Below are 18605 nucleotides of genomic sequence, written 5' to 3' on the forward strand. Positions count from 1 at the left end.
TACGAGCGCGCCTACACCGCTAAGCTAGCGCTCGCGGCGTAAAAAACCCCCGTGTCCACGAACCGGGGGTAGGCCCCATGCCCATGACGGTGTTCAACCAGCCCAGCTGATGGATGATCTGGTACTGGGAGATGAGATAGATCTGCGGTGGGATCATCATCACCGACAGCACGATCGCCAGCAGCACGCCGTTGCCGCGGAAGCGCATGCGTGCGAAGGCATAGCCGGACAGCGATGCCAGGATCACTTGTGCGATCACGCGGATGACTGTGATGAGGATGCTGATGTACAGCTGATGCCCGAAATTGATGGTGGAGAAGACATCGGTGTAGTTCCGCCACTGGAACTGATCGGGCCAGAGGCTGGGTGGGACGGACTGCACCTCGGCGTTCGAGGACAAGCTCATCATCAATTGGTAGAGCAGGGGCATCACCATGACCACGCCGCCGACGAGCAGCACGACATGGGTCAGAGCCGTCCCGGAGCCGCGGTGGCCGGGGCGCCGGGCCGACTGGCGCGGACGCTTCATCACACGATCAGTCATAGTGCACCCACCGCTTCTGGAGGCGGAACTGCAGCATCGTGAGCAGGCCGATCACGACGAGGGCAAGGATTCCGATCGCGGCCGCATAACCCTTGTCGTTGTTGATGAATGCCTGCGCGTAGAAGATGAACACCAGACCCTGGGTCTCGGGCAGCGCGATGTTGTTCGTGCCGAGCATGATGAAGATCAGGTCGAACTGCTGGAATGCCTGGATCACGGTGATGATCGTGACGAAGAACAGAGACGGGGTCATCAGCGGGACCGTCACGGAGAAGAACTGCCTGAGCGGAGAGGCTCCGTCTATCTCGGCGGCCTCGTAGAGCTCCCGTGGGATCTCCCGCACCCCGGCGCTGAGCAGGATGAGATTGAACCCCATGGCACTCCACATGCCCACGATCGCGACCGCGATCAGTGCGAAGGGAGGGGTGGAGAGCCAGTAGGGGCCACTGATCCCGATGAGGCTCAGCAACCAGTTCGCCACGCCGAAGTCACCGTTGAAGATGATCTTCCAGACGATCGCGACGGCGGCCGGCATGGTCACGAACGGGATGAAGTACAACGTCCGGTACAGCGAGCGGAACCGCATGCCGGGACGCTCGATCATCGACGCCAGGACTGTGCCGATCGGGATGCTGATCATGACGATCAGCGTGAATATCGCCGTGTTGAGGAAGGATCTGATGATCTCGGGATCTTCGAGCATGCGCGCGTAGTTCGCGATGCCGGTGAAGGAGGTACCACCGAAGGCGCCCCACTCGGTGAAGCTGTACCAGAGCGTCTGCACGCCCGGCCACAGATGGAAGACGCCGAGGATCAGCAGCGTGGGGGCGAGGAACAGCGCGGGCCAAAGTGGTGAACCGCGCAGTCGGCGCGAGCGGCGCCGGGCGCCACCGGTGTCCGTCGAGGGAGCACTGCGGGAGGACCGCGACGTCGTCGGGGCGCTCATTCTTTCGCGAGGAGGTTATTGATCGTGGTGAACAGCTCCTCGCACGTGCTCTCGACCTCGGCCTCGCCCACGAACACCGGCAGCAACATTTCCAGCTCGACGTTCTGCCACTCCTTCGTGTTCTTGGTCGCGGGGTTCGAGAACCCGTTGGCGATCGCGTCCTCGAAGACTCTCAGATCGAGGTTCTCGATCGAGTCGTAGAACGGGTCTGCAGCACCGTTGAACGCAGGGATGACCACACCCGACTCCGCCTGTGCGATCGCAGCCTCTTCGCCGCCCAGGTACTCGAGGAAGGCCATCGAGGCCTGAGGGTTCTTCGAGACTGCGGGCATGACGTTGCTCAGCCCGCTGACGCACACCTGGTTGCCGGCGCTGCCGGTCGCCCATGAGGTGACCCCGAGGTCGTCGCCGAGCGCCTCGAGGAACGGCTGGGTCTGCCAGGTCCCGCCAGCGGCCATCGCGAGCTTGCCCGATGTGAACCAGTCGTCGAAGGAGGTATCGGTGAGCTGTTTGATGCTCGGCGACAGCTCATCGGCGAGCAGATCTCGCCAGAAGGTCACCCCTTCGACGGTGCCCGGCTGGTCGTAACCGCACGTCGTGTGATCCTCGTTGAGGATGTAGCCGCCGGCCTGGTACACGGAGTTGTACCAGGAATGGTTGCCGGCGGAGTTGACCGGGCCACTGAACCCGTACACGTCGCCCCCGGAGCCCGACACGACGGCCTCCGCCGAAGCCCGGAGGTCCTCCCAGGTCCATCCCTCGGCGGGTTCGTCCACCCCGTAGTCCTTCAGCAGCTTCTTGTTGAACCAGATCGCCATCGCATCGTTGTCCTTGGGCACGCCGTACTGGACATCGTCGAGGCGGTACAGATCCCACACCGCCGGGGTGTAGTTCTCTTTCGCGAGCACGCCGGCGTCGACCATCGAGGTCAACGGCATCAGGATCTCGTTCTGGGCATACAGCTGGAAGTTCGGGGGGTTCATCCAGAACACATCCGGCAGGGTGTCGCTCGATGCCTCGGTCTGGATCTTCGTCCAATAGCTGCCGAACTCGGAGACGTCGATGGAGACCGTGATGTTGGGGAATTTCTTGGTGAAGCCGTCGACGATCTTCTGCATCGCCGGCTCCTGCGCCTTGTCCCAGATCGCGTACCGCAGCTCTGCGGAGAGGTCTTCCGGTGCCGCGGAATAGGTCGCGTCCGAGCCGCCGGAAGTCGAGGACGAACTGCCGCAGGCGGCCAGACCCGAGACAGCTGCTGTGGTGGTCAGACCGAAGAGTGAGCGGCGAGTGAGTGATCGCATGAGAGTTCTCCCTCGAGTGGGGGGGCATCATCGCCCCGTTGTTCATGCTCTGCCTCGCACGGGGTGGTGATCCTTCCCGCACACCCCGATCCTCCCGCCGACCGACATTAGTGTCAAGGGGGCGATTAATTGCCTGTGGCGACCGCGCTCACCGGCCTCCGCCGACGAGTGCGGTCTCGTAGTGGGTGGGACGCCGCAGGTAGTCGTCCAGGACGAGGGCCGCCGATGCCCGATCCCATTCGTTCTCCACCACCCGCCAATGGCGGATCCTCCGCGGGATGTTCCCGAGCGAGCGGCGACAGGCGGCGGTCGCAGTGTCGAGGCAGAGTTCGACATCCTCGGGGGCTCCGATCGGTCCTGCCACGATGGTGAGATCCGGATTCATCACTTCCACCAGGTGGGCGACGGCGCGGCCGAGCTGCTCGGCCCGGCGACGGAGCAGCGCATCGATCTGTGCATTCGTCGTCCGTGCTCGGTAGATGTCCGACCATTCGGCACCTTGCGGCAGAGCGTTCAGGCCGATCGCCTGCTGCAGGACGGCCTCGTCGGTGACCACGACGCCGAGACAATCGACGGACCCGCATGGGCACGGGGTGCCGGGGCCGCCGGGAACCGGCAGGTGCGCGATCGTGCCGGCGCTCGCCCCGGGGCCGCGATGCAGCTGATGGTCCACGATCAGTGCGGCGCTGACCCAACCGGCAGTGTGGATCACGAGGACCGAGGCCTCGCCGTCTCGTGATTGCTGCAGCTGGCTCATGGCGAGGGCGCGCACGGAGCTGTCCGCGACGACCGGCAGCTCGAGCGTCTCTTCGAAGGGCGTGCGCAGTGAGACATCAGTCCACCCCAGCTGCGGACTGGACAGCACTGCACCGGACTCGAAGTCGACGACGCCGCCCGTGCTCACGCCGACCCCGACCACGTTCTCGCGACCCACCGTCGCGACCAGCTCTTCCGTGAGAGTGACGCTCGCTGCGAGAACCGGTGCCGGGTCGGTGGCCGAGTGTTCGACGAGCGCGGAGGCGATCGGCTCCCCGGTCAGCGTGAAGGCGGTAGCAGTGGTCGAGTGGGCGTGGACGTGGGTTCCGATGACCATGCGTCCGGGGGAGGGGAAGCTGAGCGGGATCTGTGGACGACCCGAGGCGCCGCGGCCGTTCTGCTGCACGGGCAGCTCTTCGATGACACCAGCCGCCAGCAATGCCGAGACGAGCCGGGTGATCGTGGTGAAGCTGATGGAGGTGCGGTGGGCGAGTTCCTTGCGTGCCACCGGACCACGCAGAAGGCAGCGCAGGATCGATCCGACGTGCTGGTCCCGCACGGTGCGCATGAGCGGGGTCACCGAAGTTCGCTGCGTCATGGCTGCATGCTAATCGGCGCGTTTCCGGGCAACATGGTCGGCCGCGGTGCTCATGCCATCCACCAGCAGGGCGTCGCAAGCACAAGGAGGGCGGGCCCCATCCGAGCACGCCTCATCAGCAAGTGCTCAGAACGGTCCGATCCTCACCACAGCGCCCGCGAGGTCCTCGTCCCACGGCACCTGGCAGGTCAGCCGTGAGGTGGGCTCGCGCTCGTCCTCGGTGAGGCTGTCCAGCACATCGGCCTCGTCCTCGTCGATCTCCCCGGCGATCTCGAAGGAGACCTGGTCGAGGAAGGAGTGGCAGGTGGAGCAGGAGGCATTCCCGCCGCAGGTCGCGAGGATCGGGAAGCTGTTGCGGACCAGGCACTCCATGAGGGACTCGTCGTCCTCCCAGTCGACGTCGGGGTGCTCGGCGCCTTCGCGGTCGATGACGGTGATCATGATGGTGCTCATGCCTCTATTTCATACCTTCGACGCGATTTGGGCCAATCGCCTCCGCGCTCCGGCGCGCCGCGCGTTGGGAGCACGGGAAGGCCCCCGATCCGGACTCGGCAGATCGGGGCCCTTCTCGGCATGAGAGCGAGCGGCTCAGATGTCGTAGTACAGCTCGAACTCGTGCGGGTGCGGACGGAAGCGGAACGGGTCGATCTCCGTGGTGCGCTTCAGCTCGATCCAGGTCGAGATCATGTCCTCGGGGAACACGTCACCCTCGGTGAGGTAGTCGTGATCCGCCTCGAGGGCGTCCAGTGCGGCTCCCAGCGACTCGGGCAGCTGCTTGATCGCCTTGTGCTCCTCCGGCGGCAGCTCGTACAGGTCCTTGTCGATCGGCTCGGGCGGCTCGATCCGGTTGCGGATGCCGTCGATGCCGGCCATCAGCTGCGCGGCGAAGGCCAGGTACGGGTTCGCCGAGGGGTCCGGTGCACGGAACTCGACCCGCTTGGCCTTGGCGGAGGCACCGGTGACCGGGATGCGGATCGCGGCTGAGCGGTTCCGGGCCGAGTAGACCATGTTCACCGGGGCCTCGAAGCCGGGCACCAGGCGCTTGAAGGAGTTCACCGTGGGGTTGGTGAAGGCCGTCAGCGAGGGGGAGTGCTCGATGATCCCGCCGATGTACCAGCGGGCGATATCGGAGAGCCCGCCGTAGCCGCGCTCGTCGAAGAACAGCGGCTCGCCGTCCTTCCACAGCGACTGGTGGGTGTGCATCCCGGAGCCGTTGTCGCCGAACAGGGGCTTGGGCATGAAGGTCGCGGTCTTGCCCGCGTCCCACACGGTGTTCTTCACGACGTACTTGAACTTCATGACGTCGTCTGCCGCCTGCAGCAGCGTGTTGAAGCGGTAGTTGATCTCCTGCTGGCCCGCGGTGCCGACCTCGTGGTGGGCGCGCTCCACCTGCAGCCCGGTCTCCTCCAGCACGGCGCAGATCTCGTCACGCAGATCCGCCATCTGGTCGTTCGGCGGCACCGGGAAGTACCCGCCCTTCAGCCGCGTCTTGTAGCCCTGGTTGCCCCCGAACTCGGACTCGTCACGGTCGGTGTTCCACACCGCCTCGTCGGAGTCGATGCTGTAGAAACCGGAGTTCACCCCGGTCTTGAAGCGGACGTCGTCGAAGATGTAGAACTCGGCCTCGGCGGCGAAGAGCGCGGTGTCGGCGATCCCGGTGGACTTCAGGTACTCCTCCGCCTTGGACGCGACGGTACGGGGGTCTCGGGAGTAGGGCTCGTCCGTGAAGGGGTCCACGATCGAGAAGTTGATGATAAGCGTCTTGCGCTCGCGGAACGGGTCCAGGTAGGCCGTCTCCAGGTCCGGGATCAGCTTCATATCGGACTCGTGGATCGCCTGAAACCCGCGGATCGAGGAACCGTCGAAGAGCTGGCCGGTGGCGATCGCCTCTTCATCGAAGGTGCTCGCGGGGATGTTGAAGTGCTGCATCACGCCGGGAAGATCGCAGAACCGGATGTCGATGAACTCGACGCCCTCTTCCTCGATGTACTTCACGACCTCGCTGGGACTGTTGAACACATCTCCTCCATCCGCGCCGTATGGCGCGTGTTGTGCTGTCGGACCCCGAGGGGCATCACCTGGCGAGCTCCGGCGACCCGCATCGGGCCCGGACTCGGGTGCCCCCAGCTTAGGCGCTGTGGCGCGCGGCACCTGCGCGAGCGCACCGGACGTCCAGGTGCGGGAACTAGGGTTCAGGGCGTGATCGATCGCAAGGACCTCGGCTCGTGGATGGACGGCCCTCCGGTGGAGGAGGGGTACGTCAAGGGCTCCTCCCTCGGCCTGCCCCCGCAGGGCCCGGGCTCCGTCGCACCCTTCTGGAGGAGGCCGCTGTCCCTGGCGCTCGACTGGGGCCTGTGCATGCTCGTCTCCGCCCTGGTGTTCTCCGGGGACGCGCTGGCGAACCTGGTCCTGTTCTTCGCGGTGAACCTGCTGTTCCTGAGCCTCTTCGGGGCGACGTCGGGTCAGTTCGTGCTCAGACTGCGGGTGCTGCCGGTCTCCGGTCGCTCCCCGATGGTCCTGCGCGCGCTGGTGCGCACCGCCCTGATGCTCCTGCTGCTGCCGGCCGTGGTCTGGAACCGTGATTCCCAGCCGTTGCACGATGTGGTCGCGGGCACCGCAGTCGTCACGGTCTGACGCCCGCCGATCGAGCTCGCGGCGTCCTCCGCTCGGTACTCCGCCGCCCCCGCGACACCTGCGCGATTCGGTGTCGAGCCCTGCACCCCCGCTGACCAGACATTCCTCTGACCTGCGCAGACGCAGTATGTCACGAAACGGTAACGAACGTCACGGTACGGTCACGGTGGGGTCGGGCGGCGGAGAGGATCACGAGCCCGTGGCCCGTGGCGAGCGCCGAGTGCGACCTTCCGCCCCGTTCAGAGGGCATGGGGCGTGCCGTGTGCAGCAGTCGTCGGGGGTGGGGCGGGATGCGAACAGCCCCCTCCCGCTGTGACGGGAGAGGGCTGTGAGCGGTTCCGGACCGGGATCAGCGGCCGCGCATCGCCTTGCGATTCGGGCGGGCGCGCATCGGGTCGACACCCTTGGGGATCGACTGACGCAACGAGCGGCGCAGCGCGTTCAGGCGCTTGGTCACCTGGGCGGCCTCGTCCTTGGTCAGCTGCTTCTTCATGCGCTGCATGTAGCTGGGCAGCTTGTGCAGCGGCACCTCGCCGTCACCGTCGCCGACGACGATCTGGTGGATCGGGACGTTGTCGTGCTGGAGCACTCGGCGGATGCTGCGGCGCTCCTTCTCGAGCATCTTCATGGAGACGCTCGAGGAGTCCTCCGCCACCATCGCGATGCCCGCCCGGCCCGAGGCGCGGAAGAGCATCTTCTGACTGCGGGGATCGACCTGGACCGGTTCCTCGTCCACGTTCCAGCCCCGGCGGATGGACTGCATCGCCGCCAGCGCCGCACCGGACTGGCCCTTGATGCGGCCGAACGCCGCCCGCTCCGCCTTCCGGGCCAGGATCATCATGGCGACCAGGAGGCCGATCCCCAGGCCCATGAAGATGCCGTACCAGGGGCTGTTCAGCACCAGCCAGCTCACCAGCACACCCAGCCCGATCGCAGCGAGGATCGCCCCGATCATCCACGGCAGGGTGGTGCGGTCGACCTCCTGGGTGTACTTGAACACCTGGATGATCTGCTTGATGCGGCCCTGCTTCTTGGTGCCGTCAGGGTTCAGCTTCTGCTTCTTCTTCGAGCCCTTCTCGGGCTTGGTCTCGGACGTGCGAGCCATGGGCGGTGGGTCCTCTCGGGGCCGGGCGGGCGTCAGCTCGCGGCGGCCTGCTGGGTGCGAGCGACGACGCTCGCAGCTTCCTGACGGGCGGGCTGGTTCGAATCGAGGTGGCGGAGATTCTCCGGGATCTCCCGGTCGAGCTTCCGCATCGCCTGCGCCCAGAGCTTGCCGGCGCGGTAGGAGGAGCGGACCATCGGCCCCGCCATCACGGCGAGGAATCCCATCTCCTCAGCGGCCACGGACAGCGCGACGAACTGCTGGGGCTTGACCCAGCGGTCGATCGGGTGATGCAGCTTGGACGGGCGCATGTACTGCGTGATCGTGATGATGTCGCAGCCGGCGTCGCGCAGGCGCTGGAGCGAGTCCAGGATCTCGTCGTCCGTCTCCCCCATGCCGAGGATGAGATTGGACTTGGTGATCATCCCGGCGGCCTTGCCCATCGAGATCACCTCGAGCGAGCGCTCGTACCGGAAGGCGGGGCGGATCTGCTTGAAGATCCGCGGCACGGTCTCCAGGTTGTGGGCGAACACCTCCGGCCTCGCCTCGAAGACCTGCTCGAGGTGCTGGCCGTTGCCCTTGATGTCGTCGATCAGGAGCTCGACCCCGGTGCCGGGGTTCATCGCGTGGATCTGCTCGCAGGTGCGGGCGAAGAGCCCGGCCGCACCGTCCTCGAGATCGTCCCGGGCCACGCCCGTGATGGTCGAGTAGCGCAGACCCATCTCCTTCACGGACTGCGCCACTTTGAAGGGCTCCATCGGGTCCACGGCCATCGGCTTGCCGGTGGCGATGTTGCAGAAGTCACAGCGGCGGGTGCAGGTGTCACCACCGATGAGGAAGGTCGCTTCGCGATCCTCCCAGCACTCGAAGATGTTGGGACAGCCGGCCTCCTCGCACACCGTGTGCAGACCCTGACCGTGCACTCGCTTCTTCATCGCGGTGTACTCCGGCCCCATCACGGCGCGGGTCTTGATCCATTCCGGTTTGCGCTCGATCGGGACTTCGGCATTGCGTGCCTCGATGCGCAGCAGGCGCCGGCCTTCGGGGGCGGTAGTCACCCTGATGCCTCCTCATCTCGACGTTCCATGGAGTCTATCGACCTGCCGTGCGCTCCGGTCGCCTCAGACCGGGCGGGCCGAGGTGCGGTGCGCCACCAGCTCGTGCATGGCCTCCGCGACGATCTCGACGACGTCCGCCACCGCGATGCGGTGTCCGGCCTCACGGGTCAGACTCGTCACCCCGGCGTCATCGATGCCGCAGGGGATCACGTTCTGCGCCCAGGACAGGTCGTTCGCGCAGTTCAGCGCGAACCCGTGCATCGTCGCACGTTTCGAGACCCGCATGCCGATGGCACACACCTTGCGAGCGTCCTCGTCCCGGGGGGTCACCCACACCCCGCTGCGCCCCTCGACGGGAACGGTGTCGACGCCCACGGCGGCGCAGACGCCCATGAGGGAGCGCTCGAGGTCACGCACGAATCCGACCACGTCGATCGGGATAGGCAGCTTGACCAGCGGATATCCGACCAGCTGCTGCGGTCCGTGCCAGGTGATCTTCCCGCCCCGGTCGATGTCGACGACCTCGGCCCCGTCCCGGGGACGCTCATGGTCCCGCGTGAGCTTCCCTGCGGTATAGACCGGCTGGTGCTCGAGCAGCAGCAGCGTGTCCGGGCGGGTCCCGGCCACCACCTCGGCATGCAGTGCGCGCTGCACCGCCCAGGCGGCGCGGTAGTCGACGGGCCCCGACGGCAGGCCGAACTCCGCATGGCGGTCTCCACCGGGCAGGGGTTCACTGAATCCGAGGCGTATGACGTCGAGCACCCGCCCAGAGTACTCCGCCTCCCACCTGGACGTTGTGGACAGCCACGAGGGCGGCGGGACCGGATGGGGTTCACTGCCGGTATGGACGACTGCGATGACGAGAGGTTCTCGCGACCGGCCCTGTCCTCGTCGCCGGCGGCGCGTCACGCACGACGGGCCGCAGCGGCTTTCGGGGAGGCCGGGCGCCGGAGCGTCGACGGGAGCCGTGAGGAGCGGCTGCTGGGAGCGGCCACGTCCCCGCATGCGGTGCGCGTGCGCGGCCTCGACGAGGAGGAGCGCGGCCGGATCCGCGAGGAGGTCCAGCTGCTGGCGGCGCTGGAGGTCGCCGGGATCACGGCCGCACCGGCCGTGCTCGAGCTCGAGGAGGAGGGGTATCTCCGGGAGGCGGCCCCCGCGCTGAGGCATCACGGCGGCCGACGGGCGGCCGAGAGCGGAACCCCGCCGACAGGAGAGCGGCGCGCCCTGGCGCGTGCCCGGGAATCGGTGGATGCGCTGATCCGTGCTGTGCACGAGCGCGGCTGGGTGCTCGGTGCGCCGCACGCCCGCGGGCTGGGGGCACGGGCCGACGGCACGGTGCTACTGCTGGACCTGCGCGGGCTGCGCCGCGACGAGAGCCTCTCCGCCCGTCAGGAGGATCGCCGCTGGGCGGACTCCGTGCTCGAGGACCAGGACCGCACCCTGCGTCGACGCGTGCACCTGGACCCCGCGCACACCGAGGGGGATCCACTGCTGCTGGGCGATGAGCCCTCCCTGCAGAGGCCCCGGCTCCGGGCCGCGCAGCTGCCAGCCGAGGGGGTGGAGGAGGGCCTGGTGCGATCAGCTCCTCCGCAGCCCGCCCTGCCGGTCCCGCGCAGGCATCGCCGGCAGGCCCAGGACACGCTTCCGCCGCCGTCCCCGGTCAGGTCCGGAGCCGGACGGAGGGTGCTGTCCTCGATCCACGAGGTGCTGCGGCAGCCGCGCCTGCGCCGCACCGCTGTGCTCAGCGGCGCTCTGGTGCTGCTGATGGGCACCATGGTGGGGTGGGGGACCTGGTGGGCCCGGGACCGGGCCGTCACGAGCACCGGCGGAGAGCATCCCGTCGCCACGGCTCCCGCCGACGCCGCGCCCCGACCTGCTCCGCGGATCGAGGATCCGCAGATGCTGGTGGCGGAACTGGCCGGGTCGCGCCACGCCTACGTCACCGGCATGTCCGATCTGCCGACCTCGGCCCGGGGCAGCGTCGCCCTGGTCGAGGACGAGCGGATCCGGGACGCCTACTCCGGCATCACGGTCCGGGCGGGCGGCCCCGTGGTCCACGCCGCACAGGTCATCGAGCAGCCGGGCTCCACAGAGACCGCGGTGCTGCATGCCGTCACCTCGATGGAGGAGCTCCATCTCGAGCAGGCCGATGGTGGGACCGCGACGGTGCCTGCCACCGAGCCGGCCAGGATCCGGATGCTCCTGCGGTGGGACGGGGAGCAGTGGCGCGTCGTCAGTGCCGCACCGCTCGCGACGAACGCGGAGTCCGGGGCGTCCTGAGCGGTCAACCAGCGACGGGGAGGGCCCCGGCACCACCTGGTGCCGGGGCCCTCCCCGGACGCTCGCCGCCTCGGCAGCTCGCGTCGCTGTCGCTCAGCGGCTCAGCGGATCACAGACCCAGCTCACCCTCGAATGCGCCCTCCTCGAGCCGCTTCTTCATGTACGTGAGGAAACGGGCGGCGTCGCCGCCGTCGACCATGCGGTGGTCGTAGGAGAGGAACAGGTACATCATCGAGCGGATGGCGATGGAGTCATCGCCCTCGGCGTTCTGCACGACTGCCGGACGCTTGGTGATGGTGCCGGTGCCGAGGATGCCGACCTGCGGCGCGGGGACGATGGGGGTGTCCCACAGTGCTCCGCCGGAACCGGTGTTGGTGATGGTGAAGGTGGCACCGGACAGGTCGTCGGGGACGAGCTTGTTGCCCTTGGCCCGACCGCCGAGGTCGCCGATCTGACGGGCCAGGCCCGCCAGGTTCAGGTCGCCGGCGTTCTTGATCACCGGGACCACGAGACCGCGCTCGGTGTCCGCGGCCATGCCGATGTTCTCCGAGCCGTGGTAGACGATCTTGTCGCCGTCGATGCTGGAGTTCAGCTGCGGGTAGGTCTTCAGACCTTCGATCGCGGCCATCATCAGGAACGGCAGGTAGGTGAGCTTCGCACCCTCACGAGCGGCGAAGTCCTCCTTGGCACGGGCCCGCAGCTTCGCGATCCGGGTCAGGTCGACCTCCACCGCGGTGGTCAGCTGCGCCATCTCGTGCAGGGACTCCATCATCCGCTGGCCGATGACCTTGCGGATGCGCGGCATCTTCTCCTCGGTGCCGCGCTTGGAGGAGACTTCCACCTTCGCGGCTGCCGGGGCAGCGGCGGCCGGAGCGGCGGCGGCAGGTGCCGAGGCAGCGGACTTCTGCGCCTCGATCGCCTCCTGCACGTCCTGCTTGCGGATGCGACCGCCCAGGCCGGAACCCTTCACGGAGGAGAGGTCCACGCCGGCCTCGGATGCCATCTTCCGCACCAGCGGGGTGACGTAGCCGGAGGACTCGGCCCCGGAGACCGCGTCAGCCGCCTGCGGAGCGGGAGCCGCCGGAGCCCCCGCCTTCTTCTCCTCTGCCTTCGGCTTCTCCTCTGCCTTCGGCTTCTCCTCGGCCTTCGGCTTCTCCTCGGCCTTCTTCTCCTCGGCCTTCGGCTTCTCCTCGGCCTTGGGCTTCTCCTCCGCCGGGGCCTTCTCGGCCTTGGCCGGAGCGGCATCTCCCGCGCCGATCACGGCCAGCACGGAACCGACCTCGGCGTCCTCGTCCTCCTGCACCTTGATCTCGAGCAGGGTGCCGGCGACGGGGGAGGGGATCTCGGTGTCGACCTTGTCGGTCGAGACCTCGAGCAGCGGCTCGTCGACCTCGACCGTGTCCCCGACCTCCTTGAGCCAGCGGGTGACGGTGCCCTCGGTGACGGACTCGCCGAGCGCGGGCATCGTGATGTCCTCGCCGGAGGAGGCGCCGCCGGATGCGCCGGAGTCAGCGTCCTCTGCGGCATCGTCGGCCTTCTCCGTCTCGGCGGAGGGGGCCTCTTCCGCCTCGGTCGAGGGAGCGACGGTGTCGTCCGAGGCGAGATCCTCACCCTCTGCGGGCGCCTCCTTCTCCTCCTCCTCAGCCGATGCCTCGGCACCGGAGTCGTCGGAGTCGGAGCTCTCGGACCCGGAGCCGTCGCCGATGACGACGAGGTCGGCGCCGACCTCGGCGTCCTCGTCCTCCTCGACCAGGATCTTCTCGACGGTCCCCGCGATGGGGGAGGGGATCTCGGTATCGACCTTGTCGGTCGAGACCTCGAGCAGCGGCTCGTCCATCTCGACGGTGTCGCCGACGGCCTTGAGCCAGCGGGTGACGGTGCCCTCGGTGACGGATTCACCGAGTGCCGGCATCTTCACGGTTTCAGACATGGGGTTCTCTCCTCCTGGGAAGACGGGCTCAGGCGTGGGCGTGCAGCGGCTTGCCGGCGAGTGCGAGCGCCGCCTCGCCCAGGGCCTCGTGCTGCGAGGGGTGGCCGTGGACGAGGGAGGCGACATCCTCGGGATACGCCTCCCAGTTGACGATGAGCAGTGCCTCGCCCATCAGCTCCGAGGTGCGCGAGCCGATCATGTGGACCCCGATGATGGGACCGTCCTTCTCGCGGACCAGCTTGATGAAGCCGGTGGTGCCGAGGATCTGCGACTTGCCGTTGCCGCCGAGGTTGTACTCGTAGACCTCGACCGCGCCCTCGCCGAGCTGCTCCTTCGCCTGCTTCTCGGACAGACCCACCGAGCCGACCTCGGGCTCGCAGTAGGTGATGCGCTCGATGCCGGATTCGACGATCGGGGCCGGGTTCAGGCCCGCGATCCGCTCGGCAACGTAGATGCCCTGCGCGAAGCCGCGGTGGGCGAGCTGGAGGCCGGGGACGATGTCGCCGACGGCGTAGACGCCGGGGATGTTGGTCTCCAGGGTCTCCTTGTTCGCGAGCACGAAGCCGCGATCCATCTCGATGCCCTGCTCCTCATAGCCCATCCCGGAGGTGGCGGGGCCGCGGCCGACGGCGACCAGCAGGTAGTCGCCCTCGAAGACAGTGCCGTCGGCGAGGGTGACCGTCACCCCGGTGTCGCTCTGCTCGGCCTTCTCGGTGAAGACACCGAGCGAGTAGGTGATGCCGCGCTTCTTGAAGGCGCGCTCGAGGGCCTTGGACAGCGCCTCGTCCTCATTGGCGACCAGGTGGGGCAGGCCCTCGACGATGGTCACGGACTCCGCACCGAGCGACTTCCAGATCGAGGCGAACTCGACGCCGATGACGCCGCCGCCCAGGATGATCGGGTTCTTCGGGATCTCCGGCAGCTGCAGCGCCGCCTCGGAGTCCAGGAAGCGTCCGCCCAGGTCGATGCCCGGGATGGTCTTCGAGTAGGACCCGGAGGCGAGGATGATGTTCTTGCCGGTGAGGGTGCGGGTGCCGGACCCGGTCTCGACCGAGATGGTGTTCGGGCCGGTGAGCGAGCCGAAGCCCTCGACGTACTCGATCTTGCGGGACTTCACCAGGCCCTGGAGGCCCTTGTGTAGGCGCCCGACGATCTTGTCCTTGAAGCCCAGCACCTTCGTGGCGTCGATGCCGTTGAGGGTGAGGTCGACGCCTGCGGCAGCCGCCTCGTTGGGGGCGTCGGCGAGCTCGCCGACGTGCAGCATCGCCTTGGTCGGGACGCAGCCGCGGTGCAGGCAGGTGCCACCGAGCTGATCCTTCTCCACGAGCGCGATCTTCTGGCCGAGCTGGGCACCGCGCAGCGCGGCCGCATAGCCGCCGCTGCCACCGCCCAGGATCACGACGTCGAACTGGTCAGTGCTTGTCTCCGCCACCTGTGAGCTCCTCGGTGTCTACGTGTACTCCGCGACCCGCTCGGACCCGATTGGCCGACGGCGCCGCCTGCGTGCCCCATGCTAGGCCACGGGGCGGCGCCGGGAAGACCGCTCGGCCTGATCAGTTCGCGCTGAATGCGGTGAGCATCACGCTGCGGACCCGGTGGCGAGGTCCTCGAGGACCTGCAGCACGGTGCGGGTGCTCATCCCGGTCGCGCCCTTGCCCATGTAGCCCAGCGGCGAGGAGGCGAAGCCCGGGCCCGCGATGTCCAGGTGCGCCCATGGCGTCTCGTCCACGAACTCGGCCAGGAAGATGCCGGCCGAGAGCGCACCGCCGGGACGCTCCCCGATGTTGCGCAGGTCCGCGACCCGCCCGGTGAGGTCCGCCCGCAGCTCGGCGGGGAAGGGCAGCGCCCAGAACGGCTCGCCCGAGGTCCCGGCGGCCGTGAGCACCAGGGCGCGGGCGTCCTCGGTGCCCATCACGCCGGCGGTGCGCTTGCCGAGGGCGACCACGGCCGCGCCGGTCAGCGTGGCCACGTCCATCACCAGGTCCGGCTCCTCGGCGACCGCGTCGACGAGGGCGTCGGCCATGACCATCCGGCCCTCGGCGTCGGTGTTGAGGACCTCGACGGTCTTGCCGTTGCGCATCGTGACCACGTCGCCGGGGCGCTGGGCGCCGCCGCCGGGCATGTTCTCGGCCAGCGCCAGGTATGTGGTGACCTTGACGTCCAGGTGCAGACGGGCTGCGCCGATGGTCGCGCCGAGCACGGTCGCGGCACCGGTCATGTCGGAGGTCATGTCGTCCATGCCGGGGGCGGGCTTGAGCGAGATGCCTCCGGTGTCGAAGGTGATGCCCTTGCCCACGAGCGCGACCGAGCGCTTCGCGGTCGTCGGGGCGTACTCGAGACGCACCAGGCGCGGCGGACGGGCCGAGCCCTGACCCACCCCGACGATGCCGCCATAGCCGCCCTCGGCGAGCTGCTCCTCGTCGAGCACCGTGACCGTCACGGGCAGATCGGCGACGAGCTCCTCGGCGCGCTGCGCGAAGGAGGCGGGAAAGAGGAGGTTCGGCGGGGTGTTGACGAGGTCGCGGACGATGTCCACCACCTCGGCGAGCAGGGAGGAGCGATCCACCGCGGCACGGGCGGCGTCCGCCCCGCCCTCGGCGACCAGGCTCAGCGAGCCGAGCGCGGCCTTGGGGGCGCCGGTGCCGGACTTGTGCGCGACGAAGGCGTAGGCGCCCAGTGCGGCGCCCTCGAGGGCGGCGGCGCGCTGGTCGGCGGAGCCCGTCGGCAGCGCGACGGCGGCGCGCTCGACGCCGCTCAGGGAACGGGTGGCGGCGCCGAAGGCCAGGCGCAGGTCCTCGGCGGAGACCTCGGCGAGATCCTCGTCACCCACGCCGACCAGCAGCAGCGAGCTGGCGGCGGCCAGTCCGAAGGACGGGATGCGGTGCAGATCACCGCGCGCGGCGGAGGCGTCGAGACCGGCGATGGCCTCGGAGATCTCGGGGGATCCGGGGACGCTCGCCGGGGCGTCGTCGGCGCCGGCGAGCAGGGGGAGGATGAGGACGTCGGTGTCGACGTCGCGCACTGATGCTTCGGTGATGGTGATGGTGGGCATGCCTCTATCGTAGGGGCGGGCCGGACATGGTGTCCGCGCCCCACGGAGGAGGACCGAGAACCCATGGCGGCGTTGAGCATCGTGGTGGCCGTGCTGTGCGGGCTGACCGCTCTGCTGGGTCTCTACTACGCCCTGCGGGAGCTGGCCGCGGACCTGGTGCTGCTGGGCGCCTGCGCGCTGCTGACCGTCGGCTGGGTGGTGCTCGGGCTCGCGCTGGGACTGCGTGACCTCGGCGGCGGGACCCCGGAGGACCCGATCACGCTGTACGGCTACCTGATCACCGCAGTCGTGCTGGTGGTGGGTGGAGGCTGGCTCGGCCTGTTCGAGCGCAGCCGCTGGGGAAGCCTGGTCGCCGGACTGGGAGCCCTGGTCAGCGCCGTGCTGCTGATGAGACTGCACCAGATCTGGCCGGGAGGCTTCGCATGACCGCTCCACACACCACCGATGCGGCCACCGGCCGCGGCGGCCGCGGATTCGAGATCGTCCTGATCGCCGTGTACGGGATCTTCGCGATCTCGGCGACCGCACGCAGTCTGGTCCAGGTGCTGCGGGACTTCTCCTTCGCGCCCTTCGCGTATCTGCTGTCCCTGCTGGCGGCCGTCACCTACATCGCAGTGACCATCGAGCTGGTCCGCCGTGGTCGCCGCTCCGCGCTGGCCCGCAGGCTGTGCCTGGCGGAGCTGGCGGGCGTGCTGATCGTCGGCACGCTGACGCTCCTGGATCCCGCGCTGTTCCCCGATGCCACGGTCTGGGGCCACTTCGGACAGGGCTACGGCTTCGTCCCCCTGCTGCTGCCGGTGGTCGCGCTGCTGTATCTGCGCCGCGGCGGGCGGCACGGCGGCACTGCGGGACCTGTGGCCTGAAGCACGTCCTGCCGGCCGCGTACCGTACTCCTCGTGACCTCCGACGACCCCGTGCACCGTGGGCCCTACTCCCTCCTCTTCCGGCACGTCCTCAGCCGGTTCGATCCTGAGCAGGCGCATCGGCTGACGGTGCGTGCGCTGGCCGCTGCCCATGCGATGCCGGGCGGGCCGGCACTGCTGCGCGCCGCGTTCTCCGTCCCGGATCCGATGCACGACGCTCGCGCCACCCGGCGCGTGCTCGGCGCCGAGCATCGCAGCCCCCTGGGTCTGGCCGCCGGTTTCGACAAGGACGGCGAGGTGCCGCTGGCGCTGCTGGACCTCGGCTTCGGCCATGTCGAGGTGGGCACCGTGACCGCGAAGGCGCAGCCGGGCAATCCGCGACCGCGCTCCTTCCGGCTGGTGGGGGACAGGGCGCTGATCAACCGCATGGGCTTCAACAACGACGGCGCACGAGCCCTCGCGAAGCGACTCGCCCGGGCCCGTCGCTCCGAGCGCGGCCAGCGGGCCGTGATCGGGGTGAACATCGGCAAGTCCAAGGTCACCGCTCTCGAGGACGCCGCAGAGGACTACCGCTTCTCCGCCCGGCTGCTCTCTCCCTACGCCGACTATCTCGCCGTCAACGTCTCCAGCCCCAACACTCCCGGCCTCCGCGACCTGCAGGGCGTCGAGATGCTGCGACCGATCCTCGAGGCCGTGGTCCAGGAGGCCGAGCGGACCCGCACCCGCCTGCGGCGCGAGGTGCCGGTGCTGGTGAAGATCGCCCCCGATCTGCACGACGAGGACGTAGAGGCGGTGGCCCGCCTCTCCACCGAGACGGGACTGGCCGGTGTCATCGCCACGAACACCACCATCGCCCGTCCCGAGTCGCTGGGCACCGACCGCGCCCGGATCGGGCAGATCGGCGCCGGTGGCCTCTCCGGCCCGGTGCTCGCCGCTCGCTCGCAGGAGGTGCTGGCCCTGCTTCGCGCCACGCTTCCGAGCAACGCCGTGATCATCAGCTGCGGGGGAGTCAGCACCGCCCAGGACGTGCAGGAGCGGCTCGACGCCGGTGCGGATCTGGTCCAGGGCTACACCGCGATGATCTACGAGGGCCCGGCCTGGCCCGGCCGGATCGCCCGGGAGCTCGCCGGCTGAGTCGAGCTGGTGGGCTGACGGTTGGGGTGTCGGCGACGCGCAGGCTCCTCCTGTCGACGTCCGCGAGCACGTCCGCACCCGCGGCCGGGAGCGCCCCGCGGGCTCGTGAGCGGGTGAGGGCGCCGAGCTGCTCCGGACGCTCACCTCTGAACCTCCGGCTCGAGTGAACGCAGGCGCACGGCTCGCTGTGAGTGCTGTCGCGCCCCGCACCAGCGCAGTGTGGATGAATCGGCGCTGTGGAGGAAAGAATGTCGCGCTCATCACTCGGGAGTTTTCCGGGGAGATCATGCTCTGCGCACTCCGGAACCGCTCCTCGCTCGCCTGTCCGGGGTTATCCACAATCGTCGTGATCTCTGTCGAGTGTCGGGGTGTCTCGATAGAATCGGGGGTGTTGGACGGGCAGAGGA

Annotated in this window: 17 protein-coding genes; 5 read left to right on the forward strand and 12 right to left on the reverse strand. The window is 68.6% G+C overall.

Annotation, left to right across the window (positions count from 1 at the left end):
• Nucleotides 1–19 precede the first annotated feature (19 nt).
• From ACHUEU_RS15920 to glnA, 6 genes are all read right to left on the reverse strand, one after another.
• A complete protein-coding gene (locus ACHUEU_RS15920) occupies nucleotides 20–544 on the reverse strand; it encodes a carbohydrate ABC transporter permease (RefSeq protein ID WP_394217069.1) in 525 nt (174 codons plus the stop codon).
• Nucleotides 537–1490 carry a carbohydrate ABC transporter permease gene (locus ACHUEU_RS15925; RefSeq protein ID WP_394217070.1) on the reverse strand — a complete coding sequence of 318 codons (954 nt, stop codon included), beginning with the start codon at nucleotides 1488–1490 and terminating at the stop codon, nucleotides 537–539. The genes ACHUEU_RS15920 and ACHUEU_RS15925 overlap by 8 nt, the downstream gene beginning before the upstream one ends.
• The gene (locus tag ACHUEU_RS15930; RefSeq protein ID WP_394217071.1) at nucleotides 1487–2791 is read right to left on the reverse strand and encodes an ABC transporter substrate-binding protein; all 1305 of its coding nucleotides are present in this window, start codon (nucleotides 2789–2791) and stop codon (nucleotides 1487–1489) included. The genes ACHUEU_RS15925 and ACHUEU_RS15930 overlap by 4 nt, the downstream gene beginning before the upstream one ends.
• Nucleotides 2792–2939: 148 nt before the next feature.
• Nucleotides 2940–4145 carry an ROK family protein gene (locus tag ACHUEU_RS15935; RefSeq protein ID WP_394217072.1) on the reverse strand — a complete coding sequence of 402 codons (1206 nt, stop codon included), beginning with the start codon at nucleotides 4143–4145 and terminating at the stop codon, nucleotides 2940–2942.
• A 126-nt stretch (nucleotides 4146–4271) separates the two neighbouring features.
• Nucleotides 4272–4598 carry a 2Fe-2S iron-sulfur cluster-binding protein gene (locus ACHUEU_RS15940; protein WP_394217073.1) on the reverse strand — a complete coding sequence of 109 codons (327 nt, stop codon included), beginning with the start codon at nucleotides 4596–4598 and terminating at the stop codon, nucleotides 4272–4274.
• A gap of 135 nt (nucleotides 4599–4733) precedes the next feature.
• The gene (glnA, locus tag ACHUEU_RS15945; protein WP_394217074.1) at nucleotides 4734–6164 is read right to left on the reverse strand and encodes a type I glutamate--ammonia ligase; all 1431 of its coding nucleotides are present in this window, start codon (nucleotides 6162–6164) and stop codon (nucleotides 4734–4736) included.
• Between the two features lie 180 nt (nucleotides 6165–6344).
• On the opposite strand from glnA, the gene ACHUEU_RS15950 reads away from it, so the two are divergent.
• Entirely contained in the window at nucleotides 6345–6779 is a 435-nt protein-coding gene (locus ACHUEU_RS15950; protein WP_394217075.1) for an RDD family protein, read from the forward strand.
• Nucleotides 6780–7128: 349 nt separating this feature from the next.
• On the opposite strand, the gene ACHUEU_RS15955 is transcribed toward ACHUEU_RS15950, so the two are convergent.
• From ACHUEU_RS15955 to lipB, 3 genes are all read right to left on the reverse strand, one after another.
• On the reverse strand, nucleotides 7129–7884 hold the full coding sequence (locus tag ACHUEU_RS15955; RefSeq protein ID WP_394217076.1) for a DUF4191 domain-containing protein: 756 nt from the start codon (nucleotides 7882–7884) through the stop codon (nucleotides 7129–7131).
• A gap of 32 nt (nucleotides 7885–7916) precedes the next feature.
• Nucleotides 7917–8939, reverse strand: a complete 1023-nt coding sequence (lipA, locus tag ACHUEU_RS15960; RefSeq protein WP_394217077.1) for a lipoyl synthase — start codon at nucleotides 8937–8939, stop codon at nucleotides 7917–7919.
• A 63-nt stretch (nucleotides 8940–9002) separates the two neighbouring features.
• Entirely contained in the window at nucleotides 9003–9701 is a 699-nt protein-coding gene (lipB, locus tag ACHUEU_RS15965) for a lipoyl(octanoyl) transferase LipB (RefSeq protein WP_394217078.1), read from the reverse strand.
• Between the two features lie 81 nt (nucleotides 9702–9782).
• Between lipB and ACHUEU_RS15970 the strand changes: the two genes are divergently transcribed.
• On the forward strand, nucleotides 9783–11219 hold the full coding sequence (locus ACHUEU_RS15970) for a hypothetical protein (protein WP_394217079.1): 1437 nt from the start codon (nucleotides 9783–9785) through the stop codon (nucleotides 11217–11219).
• Nucleotides 11220–11328: 109 nt separating this feature from the next.
• Here the strand turns inward: ACHUEU_RS15970 and sucB are convergent, their stop codons facing one another.
• The 3 genes from sucB to ACHUEU_RS15985 form a co-directional block, all read right to left on the reverse strand.
• Nucleotides 11329–13149, reverse strand: a complete 1821-nt coding sequence (sucB, locus tag ACHUEU_RS15975; RefSeq protein WP_394217080.1) for a 2-oxoglutarate dehydrogenase, E2 component, dihydrolipoamide succinyltransferase — start codon at nucleotides 13147–13149, stop codon at nucleotides 11329–11331.
• 28 nt (nucleotides 13150–13177) lie between these two features.
• The gene (gene lpdA / locus ACHUEU_RS15980) at nucleotides 13178–14581 is read right to left on the reverse strand and encodes a dihydrolipoyl dehydrogenase (RefSeq protein ID WP_394217081.1); all 1404 of its coding nucleotides are present in this window, start codon (nucleotides 14579–14581) and stop codon (nucleotides 13178–13180) included.
• A gap of 147 nt (nucleotides 14582–14728) precedes the next feature.
• On the reverse strand, nucleotides 14729–16201 hold the full coding sequence (locus ACHUEU_RS15985) for a leucyl aminopeptidase (protein WP_394217082.1): 1473 nt from the start codon (nucleotides 16199–16201) through the stop codon (nucleotides 14729–14731).
• Between the two features lie 63 nt (nucleotides 16202–16264).
• On the opposite strand from ACHUEU_RS15985, the gene ACHUEU_RS15990 reads away from it, so the two are divergent.
• Genes ACHUEU_RS15990 through ACHUEU_RS16000 form a run of 3 tightly spaced genes read left to right on the forward strand, consistent with a single transcriptional unit; the run spans nucleotide 16265 to nucleotide 18198 of the window.
• The gene (locus tag ACHUEU_RS15990) at nucleotides 16265–16627 is read left to right on the forward strand and encodes a hypothetical protein (RefSeq protein WP_394217083.1); all 363 of its coding nucleotides are present in this window, start codon (nucleotides 16265–16267) and stop codon (nucleotides 16625–16627) included.
• On the forward strand, nucleotides 16624–17064 hold the full coding sequence (locus ACHUEU_RS15995) for a hypothetical protein (protein ID WP_394217084.1): 441 nt from the start codon (nucleotides 16624–16626) through the stop codon (nucleotides 17062–17064). The genes ACHUEU_RS15990 and ACHUEU_RS15995 overlap by 4 nt, the downstream gene beginning before the upstream one ends.
• Nucleotides 17065–17097: 33 nt before the next feature.
• Nucleotides 17098–18198: a quinone-dependent dihydroorotate dehydrogenase gene (locus ACHUEU_RS16000; protein WP_394217085.1), complete on the forward strand. Its 1101-nt coding sequence runs from the start codon at nucleotides 17098–17100 to the stop codon at nucleotides 18196–18198.
• Nucleotides 18199–18605: the final 407 nt, after the last annotated feature.

It is taken from the genome of Brachybacterium vulturis (assembly GCF_043641765.1).
Taxonomy (GTDB): domain Bacteria; phylum Actinomycetota; class Actinomycetes; order Actinomycetales; family Dermabacteraceae; genus Brachybacterium; species Brachybacterium vulturis_A.

Coding starts and splice junctions, on each gene's coding strand:
- ACHUEU_RS15920 (WP_394217069.1), bottom strand. CDS start 544: ATGACTGATCGTGTGATGAAGCGTCCGCGCCAGTCGGCCCGGCGCCCC.
- ACHUEU_RS15925 (WP_394217070.1), bottom strand. CDS start 1,490: ATGAGCGCCCCGACGACGTCGCGGTCCTCCCGCAGTGCTCCCTCGACG.
- ACHUEU_RS15930 (WP_394217071.1), bottom strand. CDS start 2,791: ATGCGATCACTCACTCGCCGCTCACTCTTCGGTCTGACCACCACAGCA.
- ACHUEU_RS15935 (WP_394217072.1), bottom strand. CDS start 4,145: ATGACGCAGCGAACTTCGGTGACCCCGCTCATGCGCACCGTGCGGGAC.
- ACHUEU_RS15940 (WP_394217073.1), bottom strand. CDS start 4,598: ATGAGCACCATCATGATCACCGTCATCGACCGCGAAGGCGCCGAGCAC.
- ACHUEU_RS15955 (WP_394217076.1), bottom strand. CDS start 7,884: ATGGCTCGCACGTCCGAGACCAAGCCCGAGAAGGGCTCGAAGAAGAAG.
- ACHUEU_RS15970 (WP_394217079.1), top strand. CDS start 9,783: ATGGACGACTGCGATGACGAGAGGTTCTCGCGACCGGCCCTGTCCTCG.
- sucB (WP_394217080.1), bottom strand. CDS start 13,149: ATGTCTGAAACCGTGAAGATGCCGGCACTCGGTGAATCCGTCACCGAG.
- ACHUEU_RS15985 (WP_394217082.1), bottom strand. CDS start 16,201: ATGCCCACCATCACCATCACCGAAGCATCAGTGCGCGACGTCGACACC.
- ACHUEU_RS15990 (WP_394217083.1), top strand. CDS start 16,265: ATGGCGGCGTTGAGCATCGTGGTGGCCGTGCTGTGCGGGCTGACCGCT.
- ACHUEU_RS15995 (WP_394217084.1), top strand. CDS start 16,624: ATGACCGCTCCACACACCACCGATGCGGCCACCGGCCGCGGCGGCCGC.